The 17,130-nt window shown below is 63.7% G+C and carries 14 protein-coding genes; 9 read left to right on the top strand and 5 right to left on the bottom strand.

The features are described 5' to 3' along the window. Positions 1 to 5 precede the first annotated feature (5 nt). Positions 6 to 3,314 (bottom strand): DEAD/DEAH box helicase, encoded by a 3,309-nt coding sequence (locus tag GOSPT_RS14560; RefSeq protein ID WP_051993922.1) that lies wholly within the window; start codon positions 3,312 to 3,314, stop codon positions 6 to 8. A gap of 161 nt (positions 3,315 to 3,475) precedes the next feature. On the opposite strand from GOSPT_RS14560, the gene GOSPT_RS14565 reads away from it, so the two are divergent. From GOSPT_RS14565 to GOSPT_RS14575, 3 genes are all read left to right on the top strand, one after another. Beyond that, on the top strand, positions 3,476 to 5,131 hold the full coding sequence (locus GOSPT_RS14565) for a nuclease-related domain-containing DEAD/DEAH box helicase (protein ID WP_005207143.1): 1,656 nt from the start codon (positions 3,476 to 3,478) through the stop codon (positions 5,129 to 5,131). A 67-nt stretch (positions 5,132 to 5,198) separates the two neighbouring features. Next, the gene (locus GOSPT_RS14570) at positions 5,199 to 5,678 is read left to right on the top strand and encodes a DUF1942 domain-containing protein (protein WP_005207144.1); all 480 of its coding nucleotides are present in this window, start codon (positions 5,199 to 5,201) and stop codon (positions 5,676 to 5,678) included. 97 nt (positions 5,679 to 5,775) lie between these two features. Beyond that, positions 5,776 to 6,468: a DUF8548 family protein gene (locus tag GOSPT_RS14575; RefSeq protein WP_005207145.1), complete on the top strand. Its 693-nt coding sequence runs from the start codon at positions 5,776 to 5,778 to the stop codon at positions 6,466 to 6,468. Between the two features lie 85 nt (positions 6,469 to 6,553). Here the strand turns inward: GOSPT_RS14575 and GOSPT_RS14580 are convergent, their stop codons facing one another. Beyond that, entirely contained in the window at positions 6,554 to 7,039 is a 486-nt protein-coding gene (locus GOSPT_RS14580; protein WP_039856146.1) for a pyridoxamine 5'-phosphate oxidase family protein, read from the bottom strand. A gap of 103 nt (positions 7,040 to 7,142) precedes the next feature. On the opposite strand from GOSPT_RS14580, the gene GOSPT_RS14585 reads away from it, so the two are divergent. Beyond that, positions 7,143 to 8,114 carry a ketopantoate reductase family protein gene (locus GOSPT_RS14585; protein ID WP_005207147.1) on the top strand — a complete coding sequence of 324 codons (972 nt, stop codon included), beginning with the start codon at positions 7,143 to 7,145 and terminating at the stop codon, positions 8,112 to 8,114. 560 nt (positions 8,115 to 8,674) lie between these two features. On the opposite strand, the gene GOSPT_RS14595 is transcribed toward GOSPT_RS14585, so the two are convergent. Continuing rightward, positions 8,675 to 8,992: a DUF2853 family protein gene (locus tag GOSPT_RS14595; RefSeq protein ID WP_005207148.1), complete on the bottom strand. Its 318-nt coding sequence runs from the start codon at positions 8,990 to 8,992 to the stop codon at positions 8,675 to 8,677. Between the two features lie 148 nt (positions 8,993 to 9,140). Here GOSPT_RS14595 and GOSPT_RS14600 point away from each other — a divergent pair, with 148 nt between their 5' ends. Further along, entirely contained in the window at positions 9,141 to 10,301 is a 1,161-nt protein-coding gene (locus GOSPT_RS14600; protein ID WP_005207149.1) for an epoxide hydrolase family protein, read from the top strand. A gap of 91 nt (positions 10,302 to 10,392) precedes the next feature. Beyond that, positions 10,393 to 12,144, top strand: a complete 1,752-nt coding sequence (locus GOSPT_RS14605; RefSeq protein ID WP_039856137.1) for a DUF3556 domain-containing protein — start codon at positions 10,393 to 10,395, stop codon at positions 12,142 to 12,144. Here GOSPT_RS14605 and GOSPT_RS14610 read toward each other — a convergent pair. After that, the gene (locus GOSPT_RS14610; RefSeq protein WP_005207151.1) at positions 12,098 to 13,354 is read right to left on the bottom strand and encodes a lipase family protein; all 1,257 of its coding nucleotides are present in this window, start codon (positions 13,352 to 13,354) and stop codon (positions 12,098 to 12,100) included. The two genes, GOSPT_RS14605 and GOSPT_RS14610, sit on opposite strands and share 47 nt — an antisense overlap. 210 nt (positions 13,355 to 13,564) lie before the next feature. On the opposite strand from GOSPT_RS14610, the gene GOSPT_RS14615 reads away from it, so the two are divergent. From GOSPT_RS14615 to GOSPT_RS14625, 3 genes are read left to right on the top strand one after another with little or no spacing between them, the layout of a single operon-like run. After that, complete coding sequence (locus GOSPT_RS14615) at positions 13,565 to 14,860, top strand: TY-Chap domain-containing protein (protein ID WP_005207152.1); 1,296 nt, start codon at positions 13,565 to 13,567, stop codon at positions 14,858 to 14,860. A gap of 26 nt (positions 14,861 to 14,886) precedes the next feature. Beyond that, the gene (locus GOSPT_RS14620) at positions 14,887 to 15,600 is read left to right on the top strand and encodes a GNAT family N-acetyltransferase (RefSeq protein WP_005207153.1); all 714 of its coding nucleotides are present in this window, start codon (positions 14,887 to 14,889) and stop codon (positions 15,598 to 15,600) included. A gap of 22 nt (positions 15,601 to 15,622) precedes the next feature. Then, a complete protein-coding gene (locus GOSPT_RS14625) occupies positions 15,623 to 16,579 on the top strand; it encodes an adenosine deaminase (protein WP_005207154.1) in 957 nt (318 codons plus the stop codon). Between the two features lie 109 nt (positions 16,580 to 16,688). On the opposite strand, the gene GOSPT_RS14630 is transcribed toward GOSPT_RS14625, so the two are convergent. Further along, on the bottom strand, positions 16,689 to 17,130 hold a 442-nt coding region (locus GOSPT_RS14630), incomplete at its 5' end, for an Ig-like domain-containing protein (protein WP_217996118.1).

Raw genomic sequence — 17,130 nt, forward strand, 5'->3', positions numbered from 1 at the left:
GAACGCTACCCGAGCATCTCCCTGATGTCGTCGGAAGAGAGTGCGGTGCCGAACAATTCACCGTCGTCGATGGCTGCGTCGAACAGCGCGCGCTTGCGGTCCTGGAGTCCCACGACCCGCTCTTCGATCGTGTTCGCCGAGACCAGCCTGCAGACGGTGACCGGACGTTGCTGGCCGATCCGATGGGCACGGTCGACGGCCTGCGCCTCGGCTGCGGGATTCCACCACGGATCGCAGACGAAGCAGTAGTCGGCCTCGGTGAGGTTGAGGCCGAATCCGCCTGCCTTCAAACTGATCAGGAAGATCTGCGTTGCCCCACTGGTGAATTGGTCGACGGCCTGCGCTCGCGCATTCGCTGTCATCGACCCGTCGAGATAGCTGTACGCCAGCTCGGCGTCGTCGAGATGCGCCCGGATGATGTCGAGGAATCCGGTGAACTGACTGAACACCAGTGCGCTGTGTCCTTCGGCGACGAGCTCGGGCAACGCTTCCATCAGGTACTCGACCTTCGCCGATGCCACGCCACTATGTGTGCCGTCGACGAGACCCGCGTGTAGGCTCAGTTGCCTCAGCAGGCTCAGCGACCGGAAGACCTGGAACCGGTTCTTCTCCCAATCACCGAGCAGCCCAAGCACTTTCTGTCGTTCACGGGTCAGGCGGGTGTCGTAGATGCGGCGGTGGCGGGAGTTCAACTCGAGTGCGAGCACCTGCTCCTGCTTGGCCGGAAGGTCCAGTGCTACTTGCTCTTTCTTACGTCGCAACATGATTGGCTTGATCCGGCGTCGTAATGTTTCCATCCGCTCCGGATGTGCCCCGGATTCGATGGGCTTGCGGAAGTACTCGGTGAACGCGGTCGGCGAGGGGAACAGGCCAGGCGCGGTCACCGACAGCAGCGCCCACAACTCCATCAGGTTGTTCTCCATCGGAGTTCCGGTGATAGCAATCTTCGACGGCGCTTCCAGTCGCCGGGCGGCCTGGTGAGTCTTGCCGGTGTGGTTCTTGATGAACTGCGCCTCGTCGAAAATGATTCCGTCCCAGCGCAATGCGTCGAGATCGTCGAAGAGAAGGCGCATCAACGTGTACGACGTGACAACGATGTTGGCTCCGGCGGCAGCGTCGGACACTGCGATTCCTGACTTGGCAGGTGTGGCGACAACCGAGGAGACCGTCAAGGACGGTGCGAATCGCCCGGCCTCTGCCACCCAGTTGGGCACGACGCTCGTCGGCGCGACTACCAGGTAGCGGGCCTGCGGTGTCGACTTCACCACGCGCGTGATCATCGCCAAGGTCTGGATTGTCTTTCCCAGACCCATGTCGTCGGCGAGGATTCCGCCGATGTTGTTGTCAGACAAGAACGCTAGCCAGTTGAGTCCGTCGCGCTGATAATCGCGCAGCTTTGCCTTGAGCGTCCGCGGACAGGCCACCCGCTTCGGTGGTGTCAGCGCGGCGAGCTTGGCCATCTGCGCGCGCCACTGCGCGATCTGTTTGTCGACGACGCCGAGCTCTAGTAGTTCCTCCCACAGCGTCGCATTCATGCTGCGGGCGCTGACTTTTCCGTTCTCGATCTCGCCCAGTGCGCGGGCTTCGGCGATCAGCTCGGCGAGCCGACGCAGTTCCGGGACATCGAGTGAAAAGTAGCTGCCGTCGTCGAGGATCAGATGCGTGGCACCAGAGCTCAATTCGGAGATGAGACGCGACGTGGGGACCTGGTGGTCGCCGACCGTGACCGTGACGCCGAGGCCGAACCAATCGTTGCCGGTCGAATCGTCGGCGGTGAAGGAGATCGAGGGTTCGTCGTCGAGCTGTCGGAAGTCCACGGCGATGCGGTTGTCGATCACGATGCGTTCATCGCCGGCAAGGTCGGGCAGGACCGTCGCGACGAGCAGCGCGGCGTCGACCGACGTGATCGGTACGGCCGTGGCGAGTGCCATCGCCGGGAGCATCTCGACCTGTTGCCCTGCGAGACTTGCTTGTTCAAATGCGTGCTGGAGGTCGCGCACGGTGCTCGAACGCTGGGTGGCCGCTGCAGTCCACGCCTTGGAGAACCACGAGGCGATGCACTCGACGACCTCCTGCATCGGCTCGCGAAGCGACTCCCACAGCTCGGACTCGGCGGAAACGTCTCGATACGGCGTCGCACCGACATTCTCGGCGACGTCGAAGACATGACGACGGTCGTTGACCTGATAACCGACGCTCCAGCCGTACCGGTAGTTTCCACCGCTGTCGGTCAGGGTCAGCACGGCGAAGGGCCCCGATACGTCGGGCGGGGTGAGGACACCGTCGGCCACGCGCACGGCACGACGCTGCTCGATGCGCGGTACCACCTCGACAGCGAACTCGTCGAGGTCTTCGTGCGGGATGAGCACCGGTGAGTTGTGGGCGAGGAGGTCGACCTCCGCCTTGACCAGTGGCGGGTCGAACCCGGCGAGCGACAGCACACGGTCGCCGACTAGCCACACTCCACTGGGCACGTCCCGACCGATGTAGCCGCGCAATCGATCACCGATCAGTTCACCGTCGATGGCGAGTCCGCATCGGAGCGCGGCTCCGTCGGGGTTCGCCTCGATGTCGTACCGCAACGACGCCGTCGTGAGCTCTACCTCGACGGCACCGGGAACAGCGTCGACGACCATCTCGACGCCTGCGTCGCGGACACTACGTAACGCGTCCCATACAACATGGTTGGCTGCGGCCATACTGAGCCAATCCGACGACGTGGCATAGCTGTGGCCGGTGATCGCTTGGTGCAGTGCGCGGATGGCACCCGCGTGAGTCGCCTTCAACGACGACGTGTTGTACCCGCTGATGACTTCGCGCCACGTCGCACCGGTCTTGATCCACCGCCCCTGCCGCCCCATGAGCATGGGCCGCAGTTGCAAAGACGGTCCTAGTGAGTACTTGGTGGGAGTCGCCTGACGGAAACTCAACGCCAACGGGACACCTGCGGGCTGGACTGGCGTCGAAGTCTCTACTGTCACGCCGGCAAGGAGGTTTCGCCACGACGGAGGCTGTGGTGGAGGTACGGCCCTGAGGTGACGCTGCGCGCGATCGCGTGTCAAGCTGCCCTGCCCACCCGGGGATGACGCGGTGAGCAGTACCGCGACCGCATGCTTGCAGTCGATGCCGACCGGGCAGGTGCAGTTACCGTGGCTGAACGCTGCCATCGTCGGCGGGCGCTCGGTGAAATGAACCCGGACCGCGTAGTGGCGACCACCACTGCCCTGACACGTACCCGCGAGAACCCGATCACCCTCGACCCAGTTGTAGCTTCGCACCATGGACTGGCGGGAGTAAGCCTCGCCGCGGGACATGGTTCCCTGGTCGAAGCGCCGCCGCAGGTCTTCCGTGGTTACGTGGAACGCGGGTGTCACAGTGCGAGACTAGCGTGATGCTGACTTCGAGCCTGTCGGACTCACCTGCAACACTGCGATGAGTAGCCACGCCAGTCAGGCGAACCGAGAGAGTGGATGCAATGCCGCATACGATCCCCGAGTCGCCCCGCTTCGCTTCGAGTGCCGAGGAGTCGGTCTGGCGGCTGCTGAATGAACAACTCCTCGACACCGACCTCCTCGTCGCGAACCAGCGCGTCACCGATCACGACAAAGACCACGAGATCGATCTCGTGGTGGCCATCGAGGGCGCGGGAATCGCCTGCCTCGAAGTCAAGGGTGGCGAGGTATGGCACGACGGCGAGTCGTGGTGGCAGGCGCGAACCGGCCGACCTCCGAAAGAGATCACTCCCGTCAAGCAGGCGTTGGAAGGGTGCTACGCGCTGCGTGAGTTCGTCGAATCCGATCCGCGATGGACACAGGGGCGTCGACGCTGGGATCACCTCGTGGTCTTCCCCCACACCGAAATCCCCTCCGACTTCGCGCTGCCGGAGTGCCCACGATGGAAGATCATTGACCGCACGCAGCTCGACCAGATCATGCCCCTCGTCCGAAGAGTGTTGTTGCAGAAGGGAACCGACGTACCATTCCTCGACGCTGCGGGTATCGACCAACTCGAGACGACGCTCGGCGGGCGGGGTCTCCCGCAGCGCGACGTCGTCGCGCGAGCGATCGAGAACGAGGACGTCGCCGACGCGCTCACCGCGAATCAAGCGGTCATTCTGCGCGCTATCGACCAACTATCGCGTGTCGAGATCCGCGGTGGTGCGGGCAGCGGCAAGACCTTCCTCGCACTCGAGCAGGCACGTCGCCTCACGCGTGCGGGGCAACGCGTAGCACTGGTCTGCTACTCCCACGGGCTGGCGTCGTACCTCACGCGCATCACGTCGGCGTGGAACCGTAAGGACCGCCCGGCCTATGTCGGCGAGTTCCACGACCTCGGCATGCAGTGGGGCGCCCCCGCCGGGCCCGACGAGTCTGTTCGTACCGAAGCGGCGTCGCAATTCTGGGAACATGAACTGCCACAACAGATGCACGACCTCGCCGAGACCCTCCCACCCGGCAAGCGATTCGACGCGATCATCGTCGACGAGGCACAGGATTTCGCCGACGAGTGGTGGCCGCCGTTGCTGGCAAGCCTGCGCGATCAGGACACCGGTGGCATCTACGTATTCAGCGACGAGGCGCAGCGCGTCTTCGACCGACAGGGTTCACCACCGGTTCCGCTCGTGCCGATCGTGCTCGATCACAACCTGCGCAACACACGCCAGATCGCGAGCGCATTCAGTTCGCTTGTCGGACAACGTATGCAACTGAAGGGCGGCGAAGGCCCCGACATCCGATTCGTCGCGTGCACCGCAGAGGAAGCCCTCGAGGCCGCGGACGACCAGATCGACGTCCTGCTCGACGAAGGCTGGCGTGCCGAAGATATCGCACTACTCACCACGGGCAGTCGCCACCCGGAACAGATCGAGCGGCAAGCCGAGGGCAACGCGTCGTACTGGGCGACGTTCTGGGACGACGAGCAGGTCTTCTACGGACACGTACTCGGCTTCAAGGGGCTGGAGCGTCGAGTAATTGTCCTCGCGCTCAACGAGTCCCAGGTGAGGAGCCGGTCGACGGAACGGTTGTATGTCGGGCTGTCGCGTGCACGCGAGCAACTCGTGGTGTGCGGCGATCCCGACTTCGTGCGGACAGTCGGCGGACCCGAGGTTGCGCGACGACTGGGCATCGACTGACTCGCCCGAATTGTCAGACCCTACGCATACGGTGTCACCAACACTCCCCACAGACAGGACACCCACTGTGCGTTCCACCCTCGCGGCGATCATCGCCACCATCATGTGTGCTCTCTTTTCGATCGCCGTGGTACCCGCGGCAGCGAGCGCAGCACCGCCCTCGAACGCGCGTTACATCTCCGGTGACGGCTGGGGCGGCTACGTCCAGATCACGGATATCAACCTGCGCGGCAGCACCTTCAGCTTCACGGCGACTATCGAAAGCACCCGGGGCGCCATTCCGGTCAACCCCTTCTATTTTGTCGCGAAGGCGTCCGACGGAACAACCTACGACGATCCCGACTTCAGCACCACCGACCTTCACTCGGGGTATCTGTCAGCGGGTCAACGTGTCAAGGGCACAGTTGCGTTCACAGTCAACGGCCCTCGACCGACCGCAATCCAGTACGAAGGAGTTCTCGGGGAAACGCTGGCCACATGGACCTTCACCTGGCGCGAGGCACCAAAGTCGAAGAAGCCCGCACCGCTGTTCGGGTCTGCGTCCTAGTCGCTATCGACCCGAGCACGGAAGCTGACCCTGTAACCCGAACCGCGCTCCGCCCGATATGTCGCTAACAGCAACGCCGCTGACGATTGGAGCTGAAATGCCACTCACTCAAGAACAACTCGACGTCATCGCCGACCGAATCGCTGATCTGAATCCCCAGCAGCGCACCAGGCGATGGAGCAGCATCAGCCTCTGCATTCTCGACGCAGTGTGGAGTATCGGAGCACATTACGACAACGTGGTCACGCCCCTCGTCGTCAAGTTTGCCCGTTCGCAGGGCGTCTCCAGTGCCGTGGTTCCAGTCGACGAGCTACCCAAGGATGATCCGATACGAGCTTCGAGTCTCGCAAGATTCACCGACGACGCACTCTTGTCCCTGACTAATAGCCAGCTCACCTCGACTCGCGGAGGAGTGACAAAAGCACATGCCTCAATCGCCTACGCGCAAGTACTGGTTGATAGCGGCGTCGAATCGCTCTCGGACGCAATCGAGGCATTGGGGGATAAAGCACGTCTCGCGAGCATTGACGCCGAGCTAGCTCGCGTTCCGGGCGACGGACAGCATGGCATACGTCGCGGATATCTCTGGATGCTTGTTGGCGACGACAACCGAATCAAGCCGGACCGGATGATTCTTGGATGGTTTAGGAGCCTAGGAGTTCCGAGTGATCCTGCATCGGCAGAAGATTACATCCGAGCTGCCGCGCCAATTGTTTCTGCGCGACTGCAGCGTCCCGTCACGCCGTGGGAGATCGACCATGCGATCTGGAATTACGCTCGATCATCCTAGAACCATCTAGCCTAGGACGCGTGGCCGATACTGCAGCCGACCCGCGAAAGTGTCAACGCCGTGGGCTGGCTGAGCCGTCCAACACTCAGAGATCAACCGACGCGTTGGTGGCGACGTCGGGCTGTTCGCCTGACACGATCGCTTTGGCGTATTTGAGCAGCGCAACGGGTTTGGGGCTGTCCAGGGTCCAGTACTCGGCGGAGTCGGCGTGCACCTTCAACAGTGCGACGCCCGGGTCTTCGCGGCCCTTCTCGAACCAGGCCTCTGCGTGAGAGTTCCAGAGCTCGTCGATCAGCTTCTGTTCGTGGGTGACCGACGCTGTGCCGGCGATCGAGAGATAGTTGTCGTCGGCCTGCAGGCTCACATTGACGTGTGAGTCCTCGGCGACCTGGTCAGTTTTGGGCGAAGGGACGACGGTGAAGAAGTACAGATCGCCGTCGAATTTTCTGTCCAGCACTGCTAGTGGACGGCTCAGCAATCGACCATCCGATTCGCTGGTCGTGACGAAGGCGACGCGACCCTTCGAGATCAGCTCACCGATGTGCTCGAATTCGGTGTTGTCATCAGTCATGGTTTTCACGCTACGCGCAAGTGCTCTTCACGCCCACCGTCCCGCGTGACTGTGACGGCGGGCGGCACGCTCCCGCGTCGCGCTCGCATCTACCCTGAAGACCATGCGTTTCGTCATCTACGGTGCCGGGGCCACCGGCGGCGTCATCGGTGCTCACCTGGCACTTTCCGGAGCAGACACCACCTTGGTCGCGCGCGGCGAGCATCTGCGAGCAATGCGTAAGGGCGGACTCGTCCTCGACACCGCCGAGGGACACCAATCCATTTCGACCACGCTTGCGTCAAATGCGTCCGAAGTGGACTGGAGCGACGACTCCGTGACGCTCCTCGCCGTCAAGTCGCAGCAGACCGCCGCGGCCATCGCCGACCTTCGGGCGCATATGCCTCTCGACACTCCGGTGGTGTCGGCCCAGAACGGCGTCGCCAATGAACGTAAACTGCTTCGCGTCTTTCCGCACGTCTACTCGCTGTGCGTGATGCTGCCCGCCTTGCATCTCGAGCCTGGTGTCGTCGTTCAGGCGTCGTCGAACAAGCCCGGAATCCTCGACATCGGGCGCTATCCGTCGGGTATCGACGAAGTGGCGCAATCCATTTCGTCAGCACTGCGTGCCGCGACGTTCCTCTCCGAGCCGCGCCCCGACATCATGGCGTGGAAGTATCGAAAACTGATAATGAACCTGGTCAACGGTATCGACGCCAGCTTCCGCAACGACGGCGACGCCTTCGCCGAGCTTGTTCGACGCGCACGAGCCGAAGGTGAGGAGGTCATCGAGGCGGCGGGTATCGATGTCGTCTCCGAGGCCATCGACAAGCAGCGGCGCGGCGATGCCATCGTCCGCCGTGACACCGGAGAGGCTTCCTTCGGCAGTTCAACCTGGCAGAGCGTCGCCCGTGGAGCGCGCAGCGTCGAGACCGACTATCTGTCCGGTGAAATCGTGCTGCTCGGGCGACTACACGGCGTGGCGACGCCGGTCAACGAGCTCGTCCAAAACGAAACCGACCGCCTTGCGCGCGAGGTGCTGTCGGCAGCGAGTTCGGATGCGGGCGTCGCGCTGGAGAGTCTCGACCTTCTGTAGCAGCACCATTTTCGATACCGTGCAGGATCTCCTCGCAGGTCTGCGCCGCGATGTCGCACAACTTTTTCGCCCGGGACGTCATCTGTGGATCTGTCGAACGTTCACGCCACACCTGCGACATCCTGCGCGCTGTAGCGGCGATCTCACGCGGATCGCTGTCGGGTGAGAGACCGAGACGTCGAGCGGGGTCGGACCCGTGCGAACCGAGAAGCGAGACCAGTTCGTCGCGCAGTGGCGTCGAAAGATCCCTGTTCTCGCGCAAGCTCGGGAACCGCTCGGTGCGCGTGCTCGGACCGATGCCACGATGCGACGTCGGCACCGCGAACATCTCGGTCGGCGAGTTGGGGTCAGTGGATGTCTCGTGCATGGCCTCGACTGTGCCCGTCGACCCTTGCCGCGCTCTCAACGCGACCTGAGAGCAGCCTTCGGATCCTGTTGCATCTCAACGCCCTCCGACATGCCGGGTGACGTACAGCACTAGAGAGCGCCTACACGCGTTCGGCGTCGACGACTTCTCTGTGAAGACGTCGACGCCGAAGGCGGAAACCAGGTGAACAGCGCTATTTGAACACGCCGAGCTTGCCGAACTTGTCAGCGAGCTTGTAGTACACGGCGAGCCGCGGATTGGACTTGCCGTCCTTCATCTCCGCGAGCACGTCCTTGATCGCATTGTCGAGGTAGGCGTCGGTTTCTGTCAGACCGAGCTTCTTCTTCAGGAAGTTCTCGCGCACGGTTTTGAGTTCTGCGGGATCGCTTGCCGACACCAGAGCGGCGTCGGCGTTCTGAAGGGCGAGGCGGTAGGTCGACGCCATCTTCTCGACCACGGCAGGGTCGGCGTCGGGGACGTACTTCTTGACGGTTTCCAGGGCATCAGACATGGGGACACTCCATTGGGTTGTCGCTGGTACAGGCGACACGGTACGCCCGTAAAGACGATCAAGTCTGATGAATCGCGGGTTGTCGCAAATGTCCGCCCCCTGTCGATCATCGAGCAACGACACGTCGTGCACCTCCTACCCTTGGTTCATGGCAGCCACCAGCGCGATCCGGCCGTTCATTCCACACACCGACCCGGCCGTCGTCGACGATCTTCGACGACGCCTCCAGACGACTCGGTGGACCGACGCTCCGGAAGGCAGTGGATGGTCGATGGGTACGGATGTGTCGTATCTGCGCGATCTCGCCGACTACTGGCGCACGGATTTCGACTGGGCCGCAATCGAATCAACGATCGCCGAATTGCCTCACTTCACGGTCACCGTCGACGGCCTCGACATCCACGTTATCCACAGCCCTGCATCCGACCCCGACGCGGCATTTCCCGTCCTGCTGGCCCACGGCTGGCCCGACTGCTTCTGGCGATTCCTGAAGGTCATCCCGCTCCTCACCGATCCCGCCGCACACGGCGCCGAGCCCGCCGACGCCTTCACGCTGATCGTTCCCGACATGCCGGGGTTCGGATACTCCGGTCATCCCAGTGGGCCGACGCCCGACACACGAGACATCGCGCGAATGTGGGGTCAACTGATGCAGGTGCTGGGGTACGACCGGTACGGCGTCGCCGGCGGCGACATGGGCAGCCACGTGGCCCGCTATCTCGCACTCGCCCATCCTGCCCGCGTCGTCGCGGTGCATCGAACCGACGCCGGGCTACCTCCCGCGACCATCGACAGGTCAACATTGAGTCCTGAGGAGATCGCCTGGATCGACGACGCCGCACGCTGGTCGGCCACCGAGGGCGCATACGCGGCTATGCACAGCACCAAACCCCAGACAGCCGCGATCGGCCTGGCCGATTCACCGGTGGGCGTGGCGTCGTGGATCGTCGAAAAGCTGCGGTCGTGGAGCGACTGCGACGGAGACCTCGACAGCATCTACACGAGAGACGAAATCCTCACGCTCGTCACGCAATACTGGGTCACCAACACGATCGGATCGTCGATCCGCACATACCGAGCCAACGCGGCCATACCGGTCGAGGACCGTATGCGCTACGTCGACGTCCCGTCCGGGTTGTCGATCTTCGGCGGCGATGTTGTTCGACCGCCCCGCGCCTGGTTGGAACGTACCGCGAACACCGTTTACCACTCCGAGCCCAAGCACGGCGGCCACTTCGCACCGTTCGAGGTGCCGGAGAGCTACGCCACCGAACTGCGTACGTTCTTCCGTCCCTACCGCAACGCATGAGCGGCGTCGGAAACCACTGAACCCCAACCAAGCATTCGCTTGGTTTGTTAACGTCCAGGCTGCGGCACCCATCGGCAGTGAGGGCGGAACATTGGGGTTCATCACACAGACCAGGCCCGACGTCGACTTCCCGACATGGAGTCAGGGCTCCCGAGCCGAGAAGATCCGGCCGATGGCACGCCAGTGGGCAGAGGTCGGGTTCGGCACCCCCGTGGTGTTGCACCTGTTCTACGTCGGCAAGATTCTGGCCTACGTGTTCGTCGGCTGGGCGATCGTCGCCGCGACGCCGGGCATCGGCGGGTTCTTCGACGTCGCGTCGTGGTACAGCGAGACGGTCGTCTTCCAGAAGGTCGTGCTCTACACGATGCTGTTCGAGGTCATCGGCCTCGGTTGCGGCTTCGGTCCGCTCAACAACCGCTTCTTCCCGCCGTTGGGCTCCATTCTGTACTGGTTGCGCCCCAGAACAATTCGTCAGCCACCGTGGCCCACACGTGTGCCACTGACGCGCGGCGATGTGCGCGGCCCGGTCGACATCGCGCTCTACGCAGCACTTCTCGTGATTCTGGTTGTGGGACTCGTCAGTCCCGGTAGCAGGGAACTTCCCGATTTGAACTCGGCAACCGGCGCACTACCGCTGTGGGAGATCTGGACGATTCTTGTACTTCTCGCGCTGATCGGGTTGCGCGACAAGACAATCTTCCTCGCCGCGCGTGGCGAGGTGTACGGCGCGCTGTGCGTGACGTTCCTGTTCACCGGTGTCGACATGATCGTCGCCGCCAAGGTTGTCTTCCTGGTGATCTGGCTCGGTGCGGCGACGTCGAAGCTGAACAAGCACTTCCCGTTCGTGATCGCAACCATGATGTCGAACAACGCGGTCATCCGGTCTCCGAAGATGAAACGACTGTTCTTCGAAGACTTTCCGGACGATCTGCGGCCGGGTAGGCCATCGCGGTGGATCGCTCACTTCTCCACTGCGGTCGAGGGTCTCGTGCCGATCGTGCTGTTCTTCTCGCATGGAGGATGGCTCACGTGGGTTGCCGCGGCGATCATGCTGATCTTCCATTTCGGCATTCTCAGTTCCATTCCGATGGGAGTTCCGTTGGAGTGGAACGTCTTCATGATGTTCGGAGTTCTCGCACTCTTCGTCGGTCACGCCGATCTCGGCCTCGGCGACCTCGAGCAGCCGTGGTGGGTCGCCTTGCTGTTCGTGGTCATTGCGGGCACGGTGGTGATCGGAAACCTCTTCCCGCGCAAGGTGTCCTTCCTTCCTGGGATGCGCTACTACGCCGGAAACTGGGACACCGGGATCTGGTGCATGACACCGTCGGCGTCGGAGAAGTTGGAGAAGAACGTGGTGGCGATCGCGGCTTTGCCTGCATCGCAGCTACAGCGGATCTACGGCAGCCCGGAAGCGGCTCAGGTTGCGTTGTACATGGGATATGCGTTCCGCGCCTTCAACAGTCACGGTCGGGCGCTGTTCACGCTCGCACATCGCACGATGGCCGGGCACAACGAATCGGACTACATGCTCACCGACGGCGAACGTATCTGTTCGACGGCGATCGGCTGGAACTTCGGCGACGGTCACCTCTCCAACGAACAGCTGATCGCCTCGCTACAGAAGCGCTGCGAGTTCGAGCCGGGCGAGGTTCGGATTGTGCTCGTCGACGCCCAACCTATTCACACGCAGACCCAGCAGTATCGCCTGATCGACGCTGCGACAGGAGAATTCGAGCGCGGCTATGTCCGCGTCGCGGATCTGGTGACCCGTCAGCCGTGGGACGACGAGGTCCCGGTCACCGTGACCTGGACAGCGACACACGCTGACCGGCAATCGCAGTGATCGTTTTGTCCTCGCCCGGCCGACCGTCGAGTCGATGGGTCAGCCAACTGACCGCGAGGGGCCCGGACAGCGGCAACAGCGAATAGTGTTCTGTGACAAGGTCGCGCACGTAGGTGACGGGCACGCCGAGATCACGGTACCGCTGCGCCTGCGCGTCGACGTCGGCAGCATCGATCACCTCGTCGTGCACCGCCTGCATGACCAGCAGCGGCACGGCGGGTGCATGTGTACCGAGTTGCAGGTCGTCCATCATCTTCACGACGCCCGGATCCGCCAGCACGTCGGCAAGCGGGATGTCGAAGTAGTCGTCGAGATCGTGGTTGCGGAAGCGCCGGATCGCCGCGAGCGTCGGAAGAGTGGCGGCCTCGTCGAGGTTGTGGCGCCCGAATTCCGTTGCGTGCTCGGTGATCATGCGCTCGAGAGCGGGATAGACCCGACGCAGACCGGCCACCACGAGGATCGGAAGCCCTGCGTGCAGGCCACCGTTGAGCCGTAGCAGCGTCGACGCCATGTCGCCGACGGGCGAACCGAGAACGGCACCAACGATATTCAGCTCAGGTGCGTACTCCGGAGCCATCTCGGCGGCCCACGATGTGGCAAGTCCGCCACCCGAGTATCCCCACATTCCGATCGACGCGGTCGAGTCGAGGCCGAGAGGCTCGAATGCCAGCGCGGCCCGAATGCCGTCCAGCGCACGGTAACCCGGCTCACGGGGCGCTCCCCACGCACCCTTGGAGCCCTCGTGGTCGGGGATCGAGACCGCCCAACCCTTCGAGAGCGCACGACGCACCACCATGAATTCGAATGGTGCGACGGCGCGCGACGCGTCGGCACCCTTCTGCAGGGCATACGACGGGAAGCACTGCGACGTCACCGCGTCGATCGCGCACTGGAACGACAGCACCGCCGGATTCGGATGCTTGGTGCGATCGGGCACGACGACCGTCGTGACAGTCGCGTCGGGATTGCCGTCGAGGTCGGTTGATCGATAGAGCAGCTGCCACGCCTGATGATTCGACGCCCAGAAGTTCTTGAGCTCGACCTGTCGTGACCGGATCACCTCACCGGGCCGGCAGTCACCGAGATGCGCCGGGGCGGCGTAGAAATGGTCGTCGACGGGCAGCAACGGACCGGCAGATACGTCGTCCTGATTGTCGTGTACTGCGGGCGATGCACCTGCCGACGTCGTTGTCAGCGTTTGCGCTGTCATGTCACTCCCCTCGTTCGTACTTGTATTTACCAACATTGATCGCCGGTGGAGAATTCCGAGTCGCTCGTCTCATCTTCGAGCGAAAGAGACGAAGCAACAGCTCTGAACTGGACAAACACGACGTGTCAGACCCTGCGACTACCTTGCATCTCGAACACACATTCGCACCTCGGCGAGTGCTCCAGGGTGCACAACAGGATGGGGAACCGCATGTCCACCCACGGCTTCGACAATCTCATCGAGAACGCATGGCGCGAGTTTGCCGCCACGGTGACATCACGCGTACCCGACCTCGGGCGCAAGGAGTTTCTCGAGATCGCCCGCCAAGACGGCCAGCGATATCGCGTGCTGCTCGTCTTCACCAAGACGGGTTCTGGAAAGGTGAGGTGCACGCTCGACGGCACTGCGCTGCCGTGGGCCGGGCGGGCGGAGTGGATGCGCATTCGCGGTCGCCTGGCACAGCTCGGGTGGCGGTTTCTCCCCCGAAAGGGCCAGCACATCGCCGAATCCGGCCAGCGTGACGCAAGCTCCGTCGCCGACATCGCCGTGTCGACGCTGCGCGAGATCTTCGACGTTGCTCACCCCGTGTTCGTCACGGTGAACGATCCCTTCGGCACGCACCCCGACGCGGGGCAGGTCGACGAGACCGCGGCCGCCACCGAACGTCAGCTGACCGTCGTTCCGCAGGCGCCCGACCGAAGCGTCGAGCCGCCGACGGATGAGCACTACACCGCCGAGATGCGTGAGATGGCCGCAGCCATGGATGCGCTTCCCGAATGCATCGCTCCCGGGTTCGTCATCTCGGGTGTCGACGAACTACTCGAAGTCACCCGGAGCGTGCTCGCGAGGCATTTCGGATGGCAGGTGTCGGTCGTCAACGGGTGCATCGAACTGCCCGCGCTCGACGCCGTACCGTGCACGATTGTCGGTTCTGATCTGGGTCCGAGCCTCGTACTCACGACGACGCTCACGCACCGACTCCTCGATCCCGCACTTCTCGGCACTCTGACCACCGAATACTCGTCGAGGTGTGCGGGGATCACCTTCGTGGTCCACGATCAGCACGTCTATGCACAGCGGATCGTCGACGCCGCGGTGTTCCATCCGCACAACCTCGACGCGGCGCTGCGCACCTGGCGGCGCTTTCTGAACAATGAGGCAGGCGAGCTGATCGACGCGCTCAACGCCGGCGGCCCCGGTGCTCACACCTGCGCACAGAGCTCCGTACCCGTCGGGCTCCAGACGTTGTTCGACTTGGGCTTCTCCGAAGCACTCACACCCGAACGCGTCCTGCATCTGACGAACGGGAAGGTCGGTCGGCTCACCGACTATCTCCGTGTGTGTCGCGAGCTCCTCGCCAACGCCAAGGCGTTGGCCGCGGAATCGCAAATCCGTGGCGCCGCGCCGGAGGAGATCGAATTGCACACGGACACAGTGGATTTCTACCGCCAGTTCTGCCTCCTGCTCGAGCAGGCGATCACTCGCGCGACCCCGAAAGGTGCGTGACGCGATGGGCGCATATCGTCGAGTGAATGGCGAGTGTTCTTCCCCCCGACGGCCCGGTTCGTGATGAGACAGTCCTCGACAACCCCGCCCGTTCCGCCCTCCTCGGGCCGCATTCGCGATTCGCACAGACACACGGCGACGCGCTGCGCTACCCCGCCGACGTCGCACCGTGGTGCGCCCTGCCGGATGATCCGACGATCTCCGACTGGGAGGATGCGGCAGAGCTTGTCGGTCCCGACGGCTCCATCACGCTCGCCACCGTCACCGTCGAGCCGCCGGAGGGCTGGACGAGCACGATGCGGATAACCGGCGTGCAGATGATCGGGGCCGCCGTCGAGGGATATACCGACCCGCGGGTGGTCGAACTCGACGACTCCGACGTCGACGACATGCTCGATCTCGTGGAAAGGACGCGGCCGGGGCCGTTTCGACGCCACACCATCGATCTCGGTACCTACCTGGGTATCCGACGCGACGGCAAGCTGATCGCGATGGCAGGCGAACGCATGCATCCGCCTGGGTGGAGTGAGGTCAGCGCGGTCTGCACCGACCCGGCGTTCCGTGGAGAGGGATTGGCCAGGGCGGTGGTCCTCGCGGTCGTGGAGGTGATTCGCGAGCGCGGTGACCTGCCGTTCCTCCATGCGTCGGCCGACAATGTCTCGGCGATCCGGCTCTACGAGAACGTGGGTTTCACCCGTCGACGGAAGGCGATCTTCCAGGCTGTGCGCGCTCCGCAGTGAGGCGCCCGGCAGGATGGGTGCCATGGACGACGCCGAGCTGCTGACACTGCCCAAAGCCGAACTGCACATCCACATCGAGGGCACCCTCGAACCGGAGATGGTGTTCGACCTGGCAGCCCGCAACAACGTCGCACTCCCCTACGCGTCCGTCGACCAGCTGCGAGCTGCGCACGCCTTCGCCGACCTTCCCCACTTCCTCGACCTCTACTACGCGTGCATGGCCGTGCTGCGTACCGAAGACGACTTCGCCGATCTCGCCGCCGCTTATCTGCGCAAGGCGGCGGCGCAGGGTGTCACGCATGCGGAGATCTTCTTCGACCCACAGGCGCACACATCGCGCGGCGTCGACCTCGGTGTCGTCGTACGCGGGCTTCGCCGTGGACTCGATACGGCGTCGGCGGAAACACGTGTGCATGCCGATCTCATCGCGTGCTTCCTACGCGACCGGCCGGTGTCGGAGGCTCTCGACACCCTCGACGCGTTGGAGCCGTTCTTCGGCAACCTCATCGGGGTCGGACTCGATTCGGCCGAAGTCGGCTTTCCGCCAGGACAATTCGCGCCTGTCTTCGACCGTGCGCGGGAGGCGGGCCTGCATGTCGTGGCGCACGCAGGAGAAGAGGGTCCGGCTCAGTACATCTGGGAGGCCCTCGACGTGTTGGGGATCGAGCGCGTCGATCACGGCGTCCGCGCCCTCGAAGACCCTGCACTACTCAGGCGCCTGGCCGCCGATCGAATCCCGCTCACCACGTGCCCGCTGTCGAATGTCCGGCTGCGCGGCGTCGAGAAGCTCTCTGACCATCCGCTTCTCGACCTGCTCGACGCCGGGCTGGTAGTCACCATCAACTCCGACGATCCAGCCTATTTCGGCGGGTATGTCGGCGACGCGTTCGTCGAGGCGCGGCGCGAGCTCGACCTGAGCGAAGAACAACTTCGCGCCATCGCACAGTTCTCGTTCGACGCATCCTTCACGGCGCCCTGAAACAGTGCGCAGCAGGCACATTCGCGATGACACGTGGCTCGGGCGGGTCCGACCACGAAGGTCGGCCCCGCCCGATCGCAGACAGCCGTAGCTGCGCTGGCTCACAGCGTCACAGTGCGAGGCAGAGGCTGCCGAGGTTGAGACCCTGCGAGACCGGGATGTTGCTCAGCGTCTTGACCGACGGCGAGAACGGATTCCGGAACTGGATGGCCGTGAGGTTGTGGCTTCCCGCAGTCGACGGCGTCCACTTGAAGGTCGCCTTGCCTGCGACCGGCACAACCGTGCCGACGGTGACGGAGCCGTCCCGCAACGTAACGGGATTCGTCGCCCCTACGCCGGAGACCGGAACGGCGATGTCGTAGGTACAGGTGGTGGCGAACTTGCCGCCGAGCCCGGGCGTCGCCTGCGGTACGTCGACGGTTGCCGACGCCGGCGCGGCGAGCGCGATGGTCACCGCGCCGGCGCCTGCGGCGAGAGCTGCCGTCACTGTGGCACGACGGGTGCGCCGACTTGTTCGTTGCTTCCGAATTGTGTTCTCGGACATTAGTCCT

It is taken from the genome of Gordonia sputi NBRC 100414 (genome assembly GCF_000248055.1).
Lineage (GTDB): Bacteria > Actinomycetota > Actinomycetes > Mycobacteriales > Mycobacteriaceae > Gordonia > Gordonia sputi.